Source organism: Prevotella sp. TF12-30 (assembly GCF_003436715.1).
In the GTDB taxonomy this organism is placed as follows: domain Bacteria; phylum Bacteroidota; class Bacteroidia; order Bacteroidales; family Bacteroidaceae; genus Prevotella; species Prevotella copri_A.
In genome coordinates this window covers 39,257-55,152 of the sequence record NZ_QSQJ01000011.1, presented here as the reverse complement: position 1 = coordinate 55,152, position 15,896 = coordinate 39,257, and the positions used below count along the sequence as shown (strand labels likewise).

Here is a 15,896-nt window from a genome sequence, read left to right as displayed (position 1 = left end):
TAAAAACTCGTTAGTTTTTGATGAAATTTCTAATAATTCGTTGATTTATATCAAAAAATCTCAAAAATAATACTTTTTTTGCCGAATTATTTGGAGATTCGTAGAAAAAGTACTATCTTTGCAGCGTCAAAAGGTTAATAGATTGTTTAGGTTAGTAGTAATAGATTTAGGTTTTTAGTTATTAGGTTTTAAGGTAGATTGTTTAACAGATAATTGAGAAGGTCGTGAGACTATTTTGATTAGAATTTTTAAGTTAAACATAGTGCATGCCACAGCTCGTTGAGAGTTGTGGCATGTTTTATTATATCCATTCTCATCATTTCAGAAAACATTCTCATCATTTCAGAAAAAACATTCTCTTTATCTCAGAAAAGTCTCCTTTTTTCTTCGCCAACTCAAATTTTTACATTATCTTTGCAAGCAGAATTAAAAGGATAATCATGAGAGTACTCATAGTAAATACAAGTGAGAAGGCGGGTGGAGCTGCCGTAGCTGCCAACCGCCTGATGGATGCCCTTAACAACAATGGTGTTAAGGCTAAGATGCTGGTGCGCGATAAGGTGACCGATGATATTACCGTGGTAGGGTTGCCACGCTCGCTCAGGATGCAGTGGAATTTCCTGTGGGAGCGCTGGTGCATCTTCTGCCACCTTCATTTTTCCAAGAAGAATCTCTTTGCACTTGATATCGCCAATGCGGGATACGACATCACTTCACTGCCAGAGTTCAAGGAGGCTGACATCATCCATCTGCACTGGGTCAACCAGGGCATGCTTTCGCTGAAGACCATCCGGAAGATCATCAGCAGCGGAAAACCGGTGGTATGGACCATGCACGACATCTGGCCGGCTTCATCCATCTGTCATCTTACCCTGGGTTGCCATCATTACAACAATGGCTGCGGCAACTGCAAGTATCTGCCGGGAAACGGGGGAAAGAACGATCTGTCGGCTAAGATATGGAAGAAGAAGCAGAAGGTGTATAACAGCGGGGCTCTTTCCTTTGTTACCTGCAGCAGATGGCTGGCAGCGGAAGCCCGGTTGAGCGGACTCCTGGCGGGTCATCGCATCGAGACGATTCCCAATCCGATAGATACCCATGTCTATTGTCCGCAGGATAAGCTGGAATCCCGTCTGCGCACGCAGCTGCCGAAGGACAAGCGCATCATCCTCTTCATCGCCCAGAGAGCCACCAATCCCTATAAGGGCATGGATTATCTGATAGAGGCGTGCCGGCTGATGGCTGAGCAGCATCCCGAGATGAGGGAGAACACCTGCGTGGCAATACTGGGTGGACACAGCGAGGAGTTCGAAGGCAAGCTTTCGTTCCCGATCGTTTCGCTCGGTTATGTGAGTGATGACAAGCGCATCGCAGATATCTACAATGCTGCCGATGTCTTCGTGCTCCCTTCCCTGTCGGAGAATCTGCCGAATACCATCATGGAGGCGATGGCTTGCGGCGTGCCGAGCGTAGGATTCAAGGTGGGCGGCATACCGGAGATGATCGATCATCAGAAGAACGGATATGTGGCAAACTACCGCGATGCCAAGGATCTGGCGGCTGGAATCCACTGGGTGCTGGAAGAAGCCGATGAGGAGAATCTGAAGAAGGCGTGCCTGCAGAAGGTGATGCATAACTATTCGCAGCATGCGGTGGCGCTGAAATATGTTGAGGTGTATAATCAGGCGATGGCCTTTAAAAACTACCGGATATGATTAAGTTTACCGTCGTAACCTGTACCTACAATGCTGAGCGTGTGTTGCAGCGTACGTTGGATAGTGTCAATAAGCAGACTTACTGCAACATCGAGCACCTGATCATAGATGGTGTTTCGAAGGACAAGACCCTGGCTATGGTTCGGGCATACCAGAACAGGGCAAAGGCTGGAGAGAATGCCCACGAAATCGTGGTGTATTCGGAACCTGACAAGGGACTCTATGACGCTATGAACAAGGGCATCGACCGTGCCACGGGCGACTATCTTGTGTTTCTGAATGCGGGAGATGTCTTTCCTTCCGACGATACCCTGGAGTATGTGGAGGGATGCGTAGGAGAGGGCGAGAACCTGCCGGGCGTGCTTTATGGAGATACCGATATCGTGAATGACGAAGGAAGATTCCTGCGCCATCGCCGTCTTTCGCCTCCCGAGAAGCTGAACTGGCGCTCGTTCAAGTGGGGTATGCTCGTCTGTCATCAGTCGTTTTATGCCCGCACGGATATCGCCCGCCAGATTCATTATAATCTTCACTATCGCCTTTCGGCGGATGTGGACTGGTGCATCCGCATCATGAAGGCGGCTCAGCAGCGCCATCTTCCGTTGCGCAATGTCCATGCAGTCATCACCAACTATCTGGATGGCGGCATGTCGGTGCAGAATCACAAGGCTTCGCTCAAGGAGCGTTTCGAGGTGATGCGCAGCAACTATGGCATTGTCACCACGGTTCTGGTGCATACCTGGTTTGTGGTGAGGAGTCTCTTCAAGCGCTAGTTCTCATGATTTTAGCAAGAAAAAAAATAGATTTAAATGGCAGAAACATTAAAGGAAAAAACAGCAAAGGGTCTCTTCTGGGGAGCCATGAACAATGGGGCGATGCAGGTTATCGGACTGATATTCGGCATCGTCCTGGGCAGACTGTTGTCGAAGGAAGACTATGGAATGATGGCGATGATCAATGTGTTCCCGCTCATAGCGATAGCTCTTCAGAACAGCGGATTCGCTTCGGCCATCGGTAATCTGAAGCATCCTACAGCCAATGATTACAACTCCGTGTTTTGGTTTAACATCATAGTGGGATCTTCTCTTTATGTCATCCTTTTCTTTTGTGCCCCTTTCATAGCCGATTTCTATCATGATGAAAGGCTGGTATCCTTATGCCGGCTGGCATTCATCAATATTCTCTTTTCCAGTCTGGGTACGGCTCAGGCTGCATTCCTCTTCAAGAACATGATGGTGAAGCAGCAGGCAAAGGCGAGTATCACGGCGGTTCTGCTGTCGAGTAGCGTGGGTGTTCTGATGGCATGGAATGGCTTTGCCTATTGGTCTCTGGCTGCCCAGGGAGTGGTTTATGTGGGACTGAACACCCTGCTGGTATGGCATTATTCCACCTGGCGACCTTCGCTGAAGATAGATTTCACGCCCGTGAAGACGATGTTTCCGTTCAGCTTCAAGATAGCTGCCACAACCATCGCCACCAAAATCAACGACAATGTGATGAATATCCTGCTGGGCCGTTTCTATACCAATGCCATTACGGGTAGCTACAACCAGGCTTATCAGTGGAACTCGAAGTGTTATCTCCTGCTGCAGGGAATGTTGAATCCGGTGATCCAGCCTACCCTGGTAAATCTCTCTGACGACAGGGAGCGCCAGCTGATGGCTTTCAGAAAGATGGTCAGGTTTATCTGCTTCCTTTCTTTCCCTCTGCTGTTCGGATTGGGACTCGTTTCCAATGAGTTTATCATCATCACGCTGACCGAGAAATGGCAGTCGAGTGCAGAACTGCTGCGTATGCTGTGCGTGGGCGGTTCGGTGATGCCTCTTTATACGCTGTTTTCCAATGTGGTGATCAGTAAGGGGAAATCTGGTGCCTATTTCTGGTGTACGGTTTCCTTGAGTGTCACCCAGATTGTGCTGATGCTGCTTCTCTGGCCTTATGGCATCCATCTGATGGTATCAGTCTATGTGGCATTGACCATCGTCTGGATGTTTGTATGGTATGCGCTGGCTTACCGTTATATCAGTTACCGTCCGCTGGACTTTCTGAAAGATACCTGTCCGTTCCTGCTGGCGGCTCTGGGTGTGATGAGCCTCACCTATCTGGCAACGATGAGCATTACCAATCTGGTATTTCTGCTTCTGGCTAGGGTTGTGATGGCAGCCGTATTATATTTCGTGGTCATGAAAGTGGCTCGGGTTGCCATTTTGGATGAGTGTATCCATTTTGTATTAAAGAAAAAATAGATGAATATGATGGAAAATCTGACAAGACAATATAGTAATGAGGAGTTGAGAGCCCGGTTCAATCCCGAAGGTTCTCTGCTGTGGAAGCATCAGCAAAGGATGGTAGAGCTGCTGCTGGCTTTTGATGCTATCTGCAAGCGTCATCACATCCGTTACTGGCTGATAGGCGGCACACTGATTGGTGCAGCCCGCCATCAGGGTTTCATTCCCTGGGATGATGATATGGATGTGCAGATGCTTCGGGAGGACTATCTGAAGATGATTGAGATTCTGCCCCGAGAACTGGATGAAACGATGGCGCTGCAATGCAGACAGACGGATGAAAACTATTTCTTCCAGTATGCCAAGCTGAGAGACCGCCGTTCAGTGCTGGATGAGAACAATGGCTATGACCGGATTTTCAAGGAGCGGGGCATCTACATAGACATCTTTCCTATCGACAAGCATCCCAAATGGCTGCAGCGGTTGTCGATGCAGACCATCGGGCACACCTACAAGATATTGAAGCGGAAGGATCTGCAGGATGAGGTGATTATTGGCAAGGTGATGCGCTGGGTGCATCTGAATGAACGGCTGATTTATCCGGTGATGAGAGGTATCGCCAAACTGACCGGTGGTGCCTATCTGGATGCTTTCGGTGTGCCTTTTGTCGTAGAGCGCCATCTGGAAGACATCTTCCCGCTGACCACCCTGGAGTTTGAGGGGCATCAGATGCCTGTGCCGGGAAACTACGATAAGGTGCTGACCGACCAATATGGCGACTATATGCAGTTGCCGGATCTGGACAAGGTGAATCTGCACGTCGGCAAGTTGGAGTTCAAGTCATGAACCAGTTATAAATGGAAAATTCCAGCAACTAAAGCGATTGCTTGAGTTGCTGGAATTTTTGTTGGCAGTGCTGCTTATAGCTGTAACCGAACCATTTGCGCTGATATTTTCTATAGGTATAGATGGTGCAGTATTTGAGGGAATCCCAAAGGGAATGTCTGCCGACCTCATAAATGGTTGGCGGAATCCTGACAAAATACAGGTCTGCCACCGTATCGAAAGCCGAGAAAGCCTTTACTCCCGGCAGGCTCAGCAGCCATTCTTCTGCCATGAAACGGTTGTGCAGTTTGGTATCTTCGTCTAGGGCAGGGAGCGTTCTGAAATAAGAAGCCTTCGCCCACCAGAAGTTGCCGGCATACATCCGGTTCTTGAAAGGAGGGAAGAGATAGCTTCCGTAGGTATCATATCCCGCTTCCAGGGTATTGACAGCCACTTTCCACTGGTTCATCAGGAAATATTCCATCATTCTTCTCCATGCCACAATCTTATCCACGAATCCCTTGAATTCCTTGTCTTCCTGATTCAGGGGAGTCTGATAGGTGATTCCCTTGGTATGGAAATAATAGAAGAGGAAGTCTTCGTGCTGCGATTTCTCATACATATAGTCGAGTGCCGGAAATTCGAATCGCTGCGGATTGGTGGTCTTGGAAACAAATTCTATCTTATCTGCCGAGTATTGTCGCAGGATATCTTCCAATTCCATGATATCTTCGTCGTTTCTGGCGATGCAGCTGATATAGAGTCGGTTGCTTGCCTCGAGCAGTCCGCTGTCGGCGAGATGCTGCATCTGTTCCCTTACCATCTCTTTCCAGTTGGCGTCGCAGAAGATATGGTAGATGCCATAGATGGGAGTAGAACAGGCAGGTGTATGGCTCCAGGACGACAGGTCCTTGCGTTCGTATATTCCCAATGTACTCTTGTATATTTTCTTTAGAATGGATGTCATGATGCTGATGGATGCTTTTGATGTTTTAATGAGAAGCTGCTGCTGCTTTCAGGGAAGTGATGAGACGCTGGAACATGGTTTTCATGTCGTATCTTGGCATCCAGCCGAGCTGATGCACCTTGCTACAGGACAGACGGAGCCGGGTCATCGGAGAATAGCCCATGCCTTCCTTCAGCTGGATGACCGGCTGTATGTTGGGATTGAAAGTCTTGCAGAGGAACTTCGCCATATCGATGATGGAAATGTAGGTTGATTCGTTGGCAACATTGTATGCCTCGCCGTCTTCACCCTTCAGCAGGATGAAAAGGATCGCCTCGATGGCGTCAATTGTATAGCAATAGCAGCGGCTCAGTTCACCGGTGGTATGAAGAACGATGTCTTCGCCGGCAATGATGTTGCGTGCAAACTGTGCGAAAACGCGGTTGTCATCTGCCGTAACTCCTGCTCCGAAGGTTTGGGCGAGGCGGGCTGTCTTGACATGCACCCCATATTCCTGGGCATAGGCATGGCAGAGACATTCGGCTGCTCTCTTGGCTACGGGATAGCTGCTGCGGGTATCTGAAAGATGGATGTATCCCTGCTCTTCCTCGCTGAGTGGATGGGAATCATCATAGATGCTTCCATATACCTCCAGGGATGAAACATTGACGATGGAGGCGGTGTTCTGGCGGAGGGCGAAACGCAGGAGCTGGGCCGTGCCGTCGAAATCGGTCATCATGGTTTCTACCGGTTTGCTGACAAAGTATTGGGAAGCCGTAGGACTGGCAAAATGCACCAGATAATCGATATGAACCTCCTGTGGCATCTCCTCTGTCTTGCTGAAATCATGCTTCAGGATAATGATGTTCTTGCCCAGAGCTTCTCCTGAATGGGCATCATCCTGAGGATGACCCAGTACCTGCTGCGCCTTTTCTTCGTTTCTTACGAAGCAGACGATGGTCAGGTTCAGTCCGTGCTGTCTGTCGAGTTCTTCCAGGCAATGAACCATGCAGGAGCCCAGCAAGCCCGTAGCACCCGTAATGCCGATGGTCTTGTTTCTCAGTTGTTCGTAAAGAGGAAATCTGCTGGCAAAGTCTTTCCAGTCTTCTAGCTCTATTTCGTTATGTTTCATTTCTTCTCTATCTTTATTAAAAACCGAAAATCTGCTGGTTCTCATGTACTGTTACCATGGCACGGAACACGAAGAAATCGGTTGGCGTTGTAATCTTGATGTTCTCCATCGGACCGATGATGGTACCTAGTTTATAGCCGTAATGGCTCATCATCGTACAGGAATCAATAAAGTTGTGCCTGCCTTCTTCAATCGCCTTGCGGTGTGAAGAGAGGATATCTTTCAGTCGGAAACTCTGTGGTGCTCTGGCAATCAGAGAATTGTCTCGTTCCGGAATTTCCAGCGAGTTGTCTTCCTGTTTTACGATGAAAGTCTCTGTGGCTGGTATGCAGGTGATGCAGGAACCGCATTCTTCCACCTTGCGGATATTATCAGTAATGGTTTCCTCGGTGATGAGCGGGCGTACACCGTCATGAATGAGCACGTTGGCATCCTTGCCGTCGGCAAACTCCTCGGCAGCACAGAGTCCGTGATAGATGGAGTCCTGGCCGCTGTTGCCACCCGGTACAATCTTCACCACCTTGCTGATTTCGAACTTGCGTATCATCTTCTCAAGGAAAGGAATCCATGATTCGATGCAGGCTACGACGATGCCATCTATCTCCGGATGATTGTCAAACAATTCCAAAGTATAGATGATGATAGGTTTGCCGTTCAGTTCCAGGAACTGCTTAGGTCTTGACTTGGTGTGCATTCTGAGGCCTGAGCCTCCTGCAAAGATGACTGCTATGTTCATAAGATTCCTTTTTTAGAGAGTTATTATAAAGAATGTGGCTTTTGGGAGCCGCTTATTTCATGATTTGGGTTGCCTGGTCTGACATGTAAGTAAACAGCCAGTAGCCATTCCATACCCAGAAATACAGGGTGAGTAACCAGCAGAAATATCTCAGGACGACCTGTCTGCCAGGTGTGAGCGATTTCATCAGGTAGGCGATGGCAATAGGAATGATGAATATCCAGTGGCAAGCCATGATATACACCTCGTTCAGACCGAATCCCATCACAAAATGGATGACGATGTCTAATCCTAGCCAACTCAGTACCAGGAGGAAGAATTTGTGCCGGATGCCAACCACGATGCCGATGATGAACAGCAGCGAGATGATGGCTTCGATGACATAATTGAATGCATAGTTATACTTCACGATGGTAGGGCGGTTTACGCACATATCGTCCAGGAGATAAGAGTCGTGGAGCTGGATGGATTCTCCCATCATGTTGTGAATCAGGGCATCCGTCCTGGAAGTTGACGTATCGGTCCATTTCCAGAATCCCTCCTGCTTCATCGGTTCTCCTGTATGAGCCAGAACCCATGCATGATGGATGGAATCCTTCCGCTGCTGTTCCGGGTCCTTGGCATGAGCCTTTATCTCAATTTGCTTATCTACATGAAACTGAGGTTCCCTTACCTCTGTATAGATAAGGTAGGCAGTTGTTACCAGCAGGATGGCTGGCAGAATCATAGCCACGAGATTCTTAGGGGCGAAGACTTTCCTCCCATTGACAAACCAGGCAGCCAGATAGATCTTGGCAATATTGCTGAGGGTGACTCCTCCGGTTAGGAAACTGAGGATGCCGATGGTCCAGGCAGACAGTTGGCGTCTTTCCTTCATCGCCATACCTGCCAGATACAGCGTCATGGTCAGCATGAGGAGCGACCAGCAGAAGTGGTCGGGTACCAGCATGGAAACCATCACCATACCGAAGGAATAGAGCATGGCAGAGAAAAGGATGCAGTCTTTCTTCTTCAGTTCGATGATTTCCCGGAAGATGCGGTATACGAAGATGAAGGAATAGAAGGCGCTTGCTATGAGCAGGATGGCCATGAATATCATCGCATAGTTGGTATCGCCCGAAGATATCAGTTCCTTGTTGATGAGATAGAAGGGATAAAGGATGACTGCAAAAAGCGGATGGCGGGGAATCTCGAAATAGAGTTTGCCATTCGACATAAAGATGTACGACCATGCATCAAAGCCGGATACATGGAAGGTCTTGGCGAATAACTGCCAGAAGCTGACGTGGTGCGCTCTGAGGAAAAGGTTGCCGTATTTGTAGAAGAACAACCCGTTGAGCAGCACGAATACCAGTAAAGCCACGAGGCCCGGTATCCTTTCTTCTTTCTTGATTTTAAAAATATTCTTCATCGTTTTATTCTTATTTGGCTGCAAAGTTAGTGTAAAAAATTGATTGTGGGAAGAAAAATGAGGAAATATTTCATTCCTGTTGGATTTTTGTGGCTGTTTATTTGGCATTGTCTGCTTTTTGGATTATCTTTGTCTCCCAAAAACGGATGATGACAGATTCCGACAATTGTGTATAGTTAACGAATATCATAGATATGAAACAGCCAGCTAAGATTGATGTCGCCGTATTGATGCTTTTCTTCAATCGTCCCGACAATTTCCAGAAAGTGTTTGACGAGGTGAAGAAGGCTCGTCCTGCCCAGTTGTTCCTCTATCAGGATGGAGCAAGAGGTGAGCGGGATGTGCCTGGTATCGAGGCATGTCGGCAGATAGCATCAGATGAGAATATTGATTGGGAGTGTGAGGTGCACAGATCTTATCAGACCAAGAACCAGGGATGCGATCCATCGGAGTATCTCTCACAGAAATGGGCTTTCTCGATTGTGGATAAGTGTATCGTGCTGGAAGATGACGATGTGCCTTCGCAATCTTTCTTCCCTTTCTGCAAGGAGATGCTCGACCGCTATGAGCACGACGAACGTATTGCCATGATTGCCGGATTCAATGAAGATGAGGTGACCCCCGACTGCGAGGACAGCTATTTCTTTACTTCTGTCTTCTCTATCTGGGGATGGGCTTCGTGGCGCCGTGTGGTGGACAAATGGGAGGGAGACTATGCCTTTCTGCGCGATAAGCAGGCGATGCGACAGTTGGAATCGGTGGTTCGCCAGCGTGGGCTCCGTAAGGACTTCATCCCGATGTGCAGGGATCATGCCCATAGTGGAAAGGAGTTTTATGAAAGCATCTTTTGGGCTTCGATGCTGCTGAATTCCAGCCTTGCCATCATGCCATGCAGGAATCTGATCAATAATCTGGGTCTCTCTGATGACTCCACTCATTTCTCCGGAAGCATGAAGACGACTCCCAAGGCTTATCGTAGAATCTTTACCATGAAGCGCCATGAACTGGAGTTTCCGCTGAAACATCCTAAATATGTGGTGGAAAACGTAGATTTCAAGGAGCGGGTGTACAAGATCAATGCCTGGGGCCACCCATTCATCAAGATGTCACGCTCCCTGGAAGAACTCTTTCTGAATCTGAGATATGGTAATTTCTCCAGTATCTTCAAGGCGATGGCTCGCAGATGGCGCAAGATGATTGGAAGAGATAAGCACGCTTGATCTCTTCCTAGCAGAAATATCCGATAATCAGAATACCATTGTATATCAGCAGTGCCAGACCCAGGACGAGCAATACGCCTTTTAGGCAACGGCTGTAGAGCTGCTGTCGTTTTTGCTTCAGAAGGAAACCGATGGCTATCGGAATGGCGTATATCCAGTGCCCCGCCATGATATATACCTCGTTGAGACCGAAGCCGAGTCCGATATGCAGCATCATATCTAGACCGAAATACGACATCACCAGCCAGAGATACTTGCTCTTTCTGCCCGCCCAGATGCCGGCAACAAACAGCAGCATGATGACTGCCTCTACAACATAATTGATGGCATATCGGTATTTCACGAACATCGGGCGATGACGCAATTCATCCTCCAGCACATAATCCTGATGCAGCTGGATAGATTCGCCCATCAGATTTTCGATGATCGACTGTGTGCGGGAGCTTGTAGCATCCGTCCAGTTCATGAATTCACCTTTCATGATAGGGGCACCTTGCTTAGGACCCCTTTTCTTTTTGGCTTCTTTCTTAGCCAGTTCCTTTGCCTTCCTTATGCTGTCGTTCTTGGCTTTCTGGGCTATCTCCTGGGCAGAGATAATCTTCAAGCCTCTTTTGATGGAGTCGTTTGTCAGCGAATCACGGGTATGCTTGATTTGTGCCATACGTTCCTGTCTGGCTTTCTTCTCAGCCGCTTTCTTGGCTTTCAGTTCCTTGCGTGCCATCTCGTTAGGCCATACGAAGACGCGGTATTCCCATCTGCAGAATCCCCACAGCAGGGCTGCTGGCAGAATGACTGCCAGGAGAAGATGCTTAGGGCGGAAGAATCCCTTTCCATTCACGAAGAATGCTGAGAAGAAAATCTTCAATCCGTTATTGAGCGATGTACCGGCTGTAAGGATGAAATATACCACGCTCTGCCATATCTTGAGCGGATGGTGATGTTTCATTCTGAGACCGGATACGTAGAGTGCCAGGATGAGCAGCATCATGGAGATGACGAAATGGTCGGGCACGATGCAGGTAACCATCACATATCCGAAGGAGAAGAACAGCAGGGTAAGGATATGAGATGCCGTCTTGTCGAGATCCATTACCTCCCGGAAGATTCTCTTCAGGAAGAGGGTGGCATAGAATCCGCAGAATATCTGGATGACTACCGCGATGAAAAGGGCACAGTTGTAGCCTGTGAGTTTCATCAGACCCACATTGATGAGGTAAGGAATATACATATAGAAGGCGAGCAGCGGATGGCGATATACATTGTATGCTGCATTCCAGTCGCTCAATACCCAGTAGGTAAGCGGGTCGAAGCCCGATACGCAGAAGTGGCGGATGAAATTCTTGTAATAATCATCCGTGATGAGGGTGAAATGACTGGCATAGCGGGCTATCACTACACCATTCAGAACGGCAAGTGCCAGAAAAATGCCCAGGGCGAGCCATCTTTCTTCTTTCTTGATCTTGAAAATATCGAATATCTTTTTCATATCTTTCTATTTCTTTCTCTTTCAAGTTTTGAGAGGAATCTTCTCTTAGTCTTTCTCTTTCGAGTTTTGAAGATTCTTTTATTTCTTCAGGAAGAATCTTACTAATAGGAAATTAACGGGGATACAGATACAGAGGGTAGGAATCATCGCCCACTGTTTGGCTAGTCCCAGACCAACGAAGAGGTTGAGGCAGACGGTTTGCATCGTATAGTTTACCACATGCGAGAGGGTGAAGCCGGCACCTCGCTTGGCGTTTGCCTTCACCTTGAAGGTGTATCGGGTGCTGGCGATGAAATTGAAGATGAAGCTCACGATGTAGGCGATGGTGTTGGCTGTGGTAGCCAGACTGTGATCACCCATTCGTGGAATGAAATGGTTCAGCACCGGCATCATAGCCAGATAGATGACATATTGCAGCACCGTAGCCAGTCCGCCTACGATTCCGAATCTGATGACTTCGCCCAGCTTTTCCCGTCTGGCATCATCCATATTATTAATCTTGTTCTTGATATTCATTGTTTTATCTTTTACGGCGTGCAAAAATACGCCTTTTTCCTGTTTCTAGCAAATATTCTTTCTACAAAATATTAATCTGCTTGGATTTATCTTAATAGTTTCCCTTTTCCAAAGAGATAAGCCAGTTTGGTCTTCTCCATCATCTTGGCAATGAGCAGGCTGCCTGTAATGGCAAGGATGATGGTGACGACAGCAAACGAGATCTCGCTCGGATCCCAGGAAAAGAGTGGATGATAGAACTTCGCAGCCATCGTAAAGATGGGGTGGAAGAGATAGATAGGCAGCGTGTTGCGCCCTATATATAATAAGGTGTTGTCTATCTTTTGAATGTAGATTTTGCCTTGAATGCGAGTGATGAGGCTATGTATCCACATCAATGACGAAATGCAGCACCAGCAGGAGAAGATTACAGCCAGGCATCCCCAGTCGTACCATTCCTCTAAGCCCAGCAAGCTGAGCCAGAGCAGTAAGGCTGCAGGGGAAGGATGGAATATCTTGCCAAACTCTATGTGGCATTGGCGAATTGCTGTACCGATGAAATAATAGGCTGCGGCACTGGGCGAAAGAGCGGGTGTCTTGGATGCCAGCAAGAGTAGGGTGGCGAAGATGAAGAGGCTTGTAGTGGTACTCATCGTCGTTTTTCCTTGTTTGAGGCTTTCCCAAGTAGCCCCCTTGAAACTGATATAATAAAGAATGCCACAGATAATCATCGTCTGGATAAACCAATAAGGACCTATAGATGTGACAAATATCTTCTCGCAAATCTGTGAGAAGGATAATTCCGTGATGCCATCTCTTACGGGCATGAAATAGGAAAGTACAGAGAAACCGGATACCATGATAACGTAGGGTAGGGCGAGACACATCAGGTATATTCCCATTTGCTTGGGACTTTTCTCGATATTGACAAGATAACCCGTGATGATGAGAAAGGTAGGCATCATAAACGAGAGAATGCCTGCCTTCAGCTGGGGATATGCGTTGCCGAAGCTCACGATATGAATCAATATCATGAGAATGATGAGGATGGCTCGTATCAAGTCGAGGTCTGTATTTCTTTTCATGTTATTTTCTGTAAAATGGAAATTTATGATTCTCGGAATGGTTTGAAGTGTCCCTTGTCGGCGAAGGCAAGCATCTCTTTGTCTCCACGGCTATCTCCAAAGGCTTCTATCTCGTATTCTGAACGTTCGAAAGATTTTAGTGCCTCTGCGATGCGGTGCACCTTCTCTTTACCGTAGCAATTGTTTGACTTGAATCGGCCCGTCAGCTTGCCGTCTTCTACTTCTATCTGGGTGCCGAGTACCTGAACACCTTTCAGGTTGCGGATATCAAAGAAAGGGCGAACCCAGTTGTCAATGCTGGCGCTTACGATGAAAACCTGGGCTCCTGCCACCAGCGCTTCGTGCATCAGGGTGATGCCTTTCGGGCGGAGCAGATGCTGGCTTTCTTCAGCGAAGTCACGGCAGAGTGCATCAAATTTTTCGATGCGCATGCCGGCAAAGAGGTGGGCAAAGATCTGCTGCTTCGCCTTCCAGTTGGGATACAGGTGCAGTTTCATCAATACCAGCAGTGGGCTGTACATCAGGAAAACCATCAGGAAGCGGCCTCTGCCCTTGGCATACTTGATGAATTCCAGCAAGGTATCGCTCGTTGTCAGTGTTCCGTCGAAATCGAAACAATATATTTTCTTCTTCATTTCTTGTTCTTCTTTTGGATTAACTCTTTCTTATACGATATAGATAAGGATGAGGAAGGAGAGCAACCAGGCAAGGACGATAAACTGGGTGATTCGGTCTCGCAGAATAATCTTCGTAGGGTCGCCGCTCTGCTGGTCAACCACTGCAATCTGGATGTATCTCAGCAAACCTACCAATACAAATACGCTGGTAAGATAGAGGTATTCGGTATGGAAATTCTCTATTACTTCAGGGCTCACCGTGTACATGATGTAGCAAACCAGGGTAACTGATGCCGTGATGGTGATAGCCTGATTGATGAAGGTGAGGTTGTATCGGCTCGTATTCTTGCGTGGTGCCTCGCCTGTCTTTTCCATTCGCAGCACGTCATCGCGGCGCTTGGCAAAACTCATGAAGAGGGTGATGAGGAAGGTCATCAGCACTATCCATTTACTGAGCATGATGTGCGTGGCGACGCCACCCGCCAGCAAGCGGAGCACAAATCCGAATGCCACGATGCACACGTCAATGATGGCATACTGCTTGAGCTTGGCGCAATAGCAGAGGTTCATGACCCAATAGAAGGCGATGATTCCCATCGTCTCCCACGAATCGAGCAGACTGCATACCCCCATTGAGAGGATAAGCATCAGCAACATCAATGCGTAAGCCTGCCTGATGCTTACGGCTCCTGATGCGATAGGGCGGTGACACTTCACCGAGTGGCGGCGGTCTGCCTCCACATCATGGATATCGTTGAAGCAATAGATGCTCGATGCGGCAAAGCTGTAGGCAAAGAAAGCAATCAGACCCGCCAGCAGGGCATCTGTATGAAACAGGGCACCACCAAAGAAGAGGGGCACGAAGATAAACATATTCTTGATCCACTGCTTCGGGCGGATCAGGCGCATCAAGGCGGCGAAGCCTTTGCTGTCTTTTATTTCATTCTCGTTCATAAAAACTTCTTTTTATTTAATCTTAGATGATTCTTTTTATTTAATAATCTTAGATAGTTCCCTTGAAATCCATTCTGCAATCTTGCTCAAAATCCAGGAGAGTGGCAGGGTGATGGCTATGCAGAGGATGAAGGTTGGCCAGTATCCCAAGTGATGAGGCTCGATATAATGGAGCACGAAGTGGATGTGGATGAGATAGCATTCCAGGCTCAATGCTCCTACCAGCATGAAGCTGCGGTTAAACCATCCTGGAGTACGGCGGAAGATGCGGTTCAGGAGCAGGATGCTCGTGATGGTGAGCGGGATGTAGAGCATTCGCTCCAGGAAGAGCGGAAACATGCCGTGCTTCTCTTGTTCCAGGAAGATGCTTGCGAGCAGCGTCATCAGGAACATCAGCCATATCATCCAGATGCTGGCACCATCAAGTGTCTGCTTCTGGCGCACCATCTCGCCCATGTTAATGCCGATGAAGAAGATAGGTACTCGGCTCCAGAAGATTTCCAGATGACCTACTGCCTGATGAATCGGGGTGACGTATTGCACCAGGATGCACCACATGATCATCACCACCGGTAGCCATTTGTAGATGGGGTGGCGCTTGATGAGTTCCATATAGGCTGGGGCGAAGAGATAGAGCATCATGGTGGCTGGGATGTACCAGAAGGTAAGCTCGTCGTATCGCCAGAAATTCCAGTTGATGGTAATCTCGCCTATCAGGTTGATCCACGCCTCGAGGTCTCCTCCCCGGAATCGGGGAATGTAGTAGAGACAGGCGATGATGAGCCATGCCGGGTAGATACGCAGGTAACGGCGGATGAAGAAATGCTTGGCAGAAGGATTCTTCATCCAGGAAAACCACAGGCCGATGCCGCTGAGAAACAGAAACATATCTACTCCTACATTGCCCATGCGGCGCAATCCGAAGAAAGCGTCCTCTCTAGGCAGTGCTACATGAAAGAGAATGATGAAGAGCATGGCGGCTCCCATCAATTCACCGCGATATCTGCTGATATTCGCCAGTTCTATATCTTTTATCTTCATGATTT

15 protein-coding genes are annotated in these 15,896 nt (G+C 48.1%); 5 read left to right on the top strand and 10 right to left on the bottom strand.

Annotated elements, in window-relative coordinates:
* Positions 1–440: 440 nt before the first annotated feature.
* Genes DXD25_RS06215 through DXD25_RS06200 form a run of 4 tightly spaced genes read left to right on the top strand, consistent with a single transcriptional unit; the run spans position 441 to position 4,789 of the window.
* Positions 441–1,715: a glycosyltransferase family 4 protein gene (locus DXD25_RS06215; RefSeq protein ID WP_117662275.1), complete on the top strand. Its 1,275-nt coding sequence runs from the start codon at positions 441–443 to the stop codon at positions 1,713–1,715.
* Positions 1,712–2,488, top strand: coding sequence for a glycosyltransferase family 2 protein (locus DXD25_RS06210; protein WP_089544413.1), 777 nt, complete (start codon positions 1,712–1,714; stop codon positions 2,486–2,488). Before DXD25_RS06215 ends, DXD25_RS06210 begins: the two co-directional genes overlap by 4 nt.
* Before the next feature lie 36 nt (positions 2,489–2,524).
* Positions 2,525–3,961 carry a lipopolysaccharide biosynthesis protein gene (locus tag DXD25_RS06205; protein WP_117662274.1) on the top strand — a complete coding sequence of 479 codons (1,437 nt, stop codon included), beginning with the start codon at positions 2,525–2,527 and terminating at the stop codon, positions 3,959–3,961.
* Complete coding sequence (locus DXD25_RS06200; RefSeq protein ID WP_233522209.1) at positions 3,962–4,789, top strand: phosphorylcholine transferase LicD; 828 nt, start codon at positions 3,962–3,964, stop codon at positions 4,787–4,789.
* 28 nt (positions 4,790–4,817) lie between these two features.
* On the opposite strand, the gene DXD25_RS06195 is transcribed toward DXD25_RS06200, so the two are convergent.
* The 4 genes from DXD25_RS06195 to DXD25_RS06180 form a co-directional block, all read right to left on the bottom strand.
* A complete protein-coding gene (locus DXD25_RS06195; RefSeq protein WP_158556310.1) occupies positions 4,818–5,699 on the bottom strand; it encodes a hypothetical protein in 882 nt (293 codons plus the stop codon).
* Positions 5,700–5,760: 61 nt separating this feature from the next.
* Positions 5,761–6,846 carry an NAD(P)-dependent oxidoreductase gene (locus DXD25_RS06190; RefSeq protein WP_117662270.1) on the bottom strand — a complete coding sequence of 362 codons (1,086 nt, stop codon included), beginning with the start codon at positions 6,844–6,846 and terminating at the stop codon, positions 5,761–5,763.
* Positions 6,847–6,862: 16 nt separating this feature from the next.
* Positions 6,863–7,582, bottom strand: a complete 720-nt coding sequence (locus DXD25_RS06185; RefSeq protein WP_117662268.1) for a 2-C-methyl-D-erythritol 4-phosphate cytidylyltransferase — start codon at positions 7,580–7,582, stop codon at positions 6,863–6,865.
* 52 nt (positions 7,583–7,634) lie between these two features.
* Positions 7,635–8,993 carry a DUF6080 domain-containing protein gene (locus DXD25_RS06180; RefSeq protein ID WP_117662266.1) on the bottom strand — a complete coding sequence of 453 codons (1,359 nt, stop codon included), beginning with the start codon at positions 8,991–8,993 and terminating at the stop codon, positions 7,635–7,637.
* Positions 8,994–9,187: 194 nt separating this feature from the next.
* Between DXD25_RS06180 and DXD25_RS06175 the strand changes: the two genes are divergently transcribed.
* A complete protein-coding gene (locus DXD25_RS06175; protein WP_117662264.1) occupies positions 9,188–10,213 on the top strand; it encodes a hemolysin activation protein in 1,026 nt (341 codons plus the stop codon).
* A gap of 7 nt (positions 10,214–10,220) precedes the next feature.
* Here the strand turns inward: DXD25_RS06175 and DXD25_RS06170 are convergent, their stop codons facing one another.
* The 6 genes from DXD25_RS06170 to DXD25_RS06145 form a co-directional block, all read right to left on the bottom strand.
* Entirely contained in the window at positions 10,221–11,699 is a 1,479-nt protein-coding gene (locus DXD25_RS06170; protein WP_117662262.1) for a DUF6080 domain-containing protein, read from the bottom strand.
* 78 nt (positions 11,700–11,777) lie between these two features.
* Entirely contained in the window at positions 11,778–12,215 is a 438-nt protein-coding gene (locus tag DXD25_RS06165) for a GtrA family protein (RefSeq protein ID WP_187360444.1), read from the bottom strand.
* An 86-nt stretch (positions 12,216–12,301) separates the two neighbouring features.
* Entirely contained in the window at positions 12,302–13,279 is a 978-nt protein-coding gene (locus DXD25_RS06160; RefSeq protein WP_117662260.1) for an acyltransferase, read from the bottom strand.
* Positions 13,280–13,302: 23 nt separating this feature from the next.
* Entirely contained in the window at positions 13,303–13,914 is a 612-nt protein-coding gene (locus DXD25_RS06155; RefSeq protein WP_117662258.1) for an HAD family hydrolase, read from the bottom strand.
* 30 nt (positions 13,915–13,944) lie between these two features.
* Complete coding sequence (locus DXD25_RS06150; protein WP_117662256.1) at positions 13,945–14,850, bottom strand: decaprenyl-phosphate phosphoribosyltransferase; 906 nt, start codon at positions 14,848–14,850, stop codon at positions 13,945–13,947.
* 36 nt (positions 14,851–14,886) lie between these two features.
* Complete coding sequence (locus DXD25_RS06145) at positions 14,887–15,891, bottom strand: acyltransferase (RefSeq protein ID WP_117662254.1); 1,005 nt, start codon at positions 15,889–15,891, stop codon at positions 14,887–14,889.
* Positions 15,892–15,896: the final 5 nt, after the last annotated feature.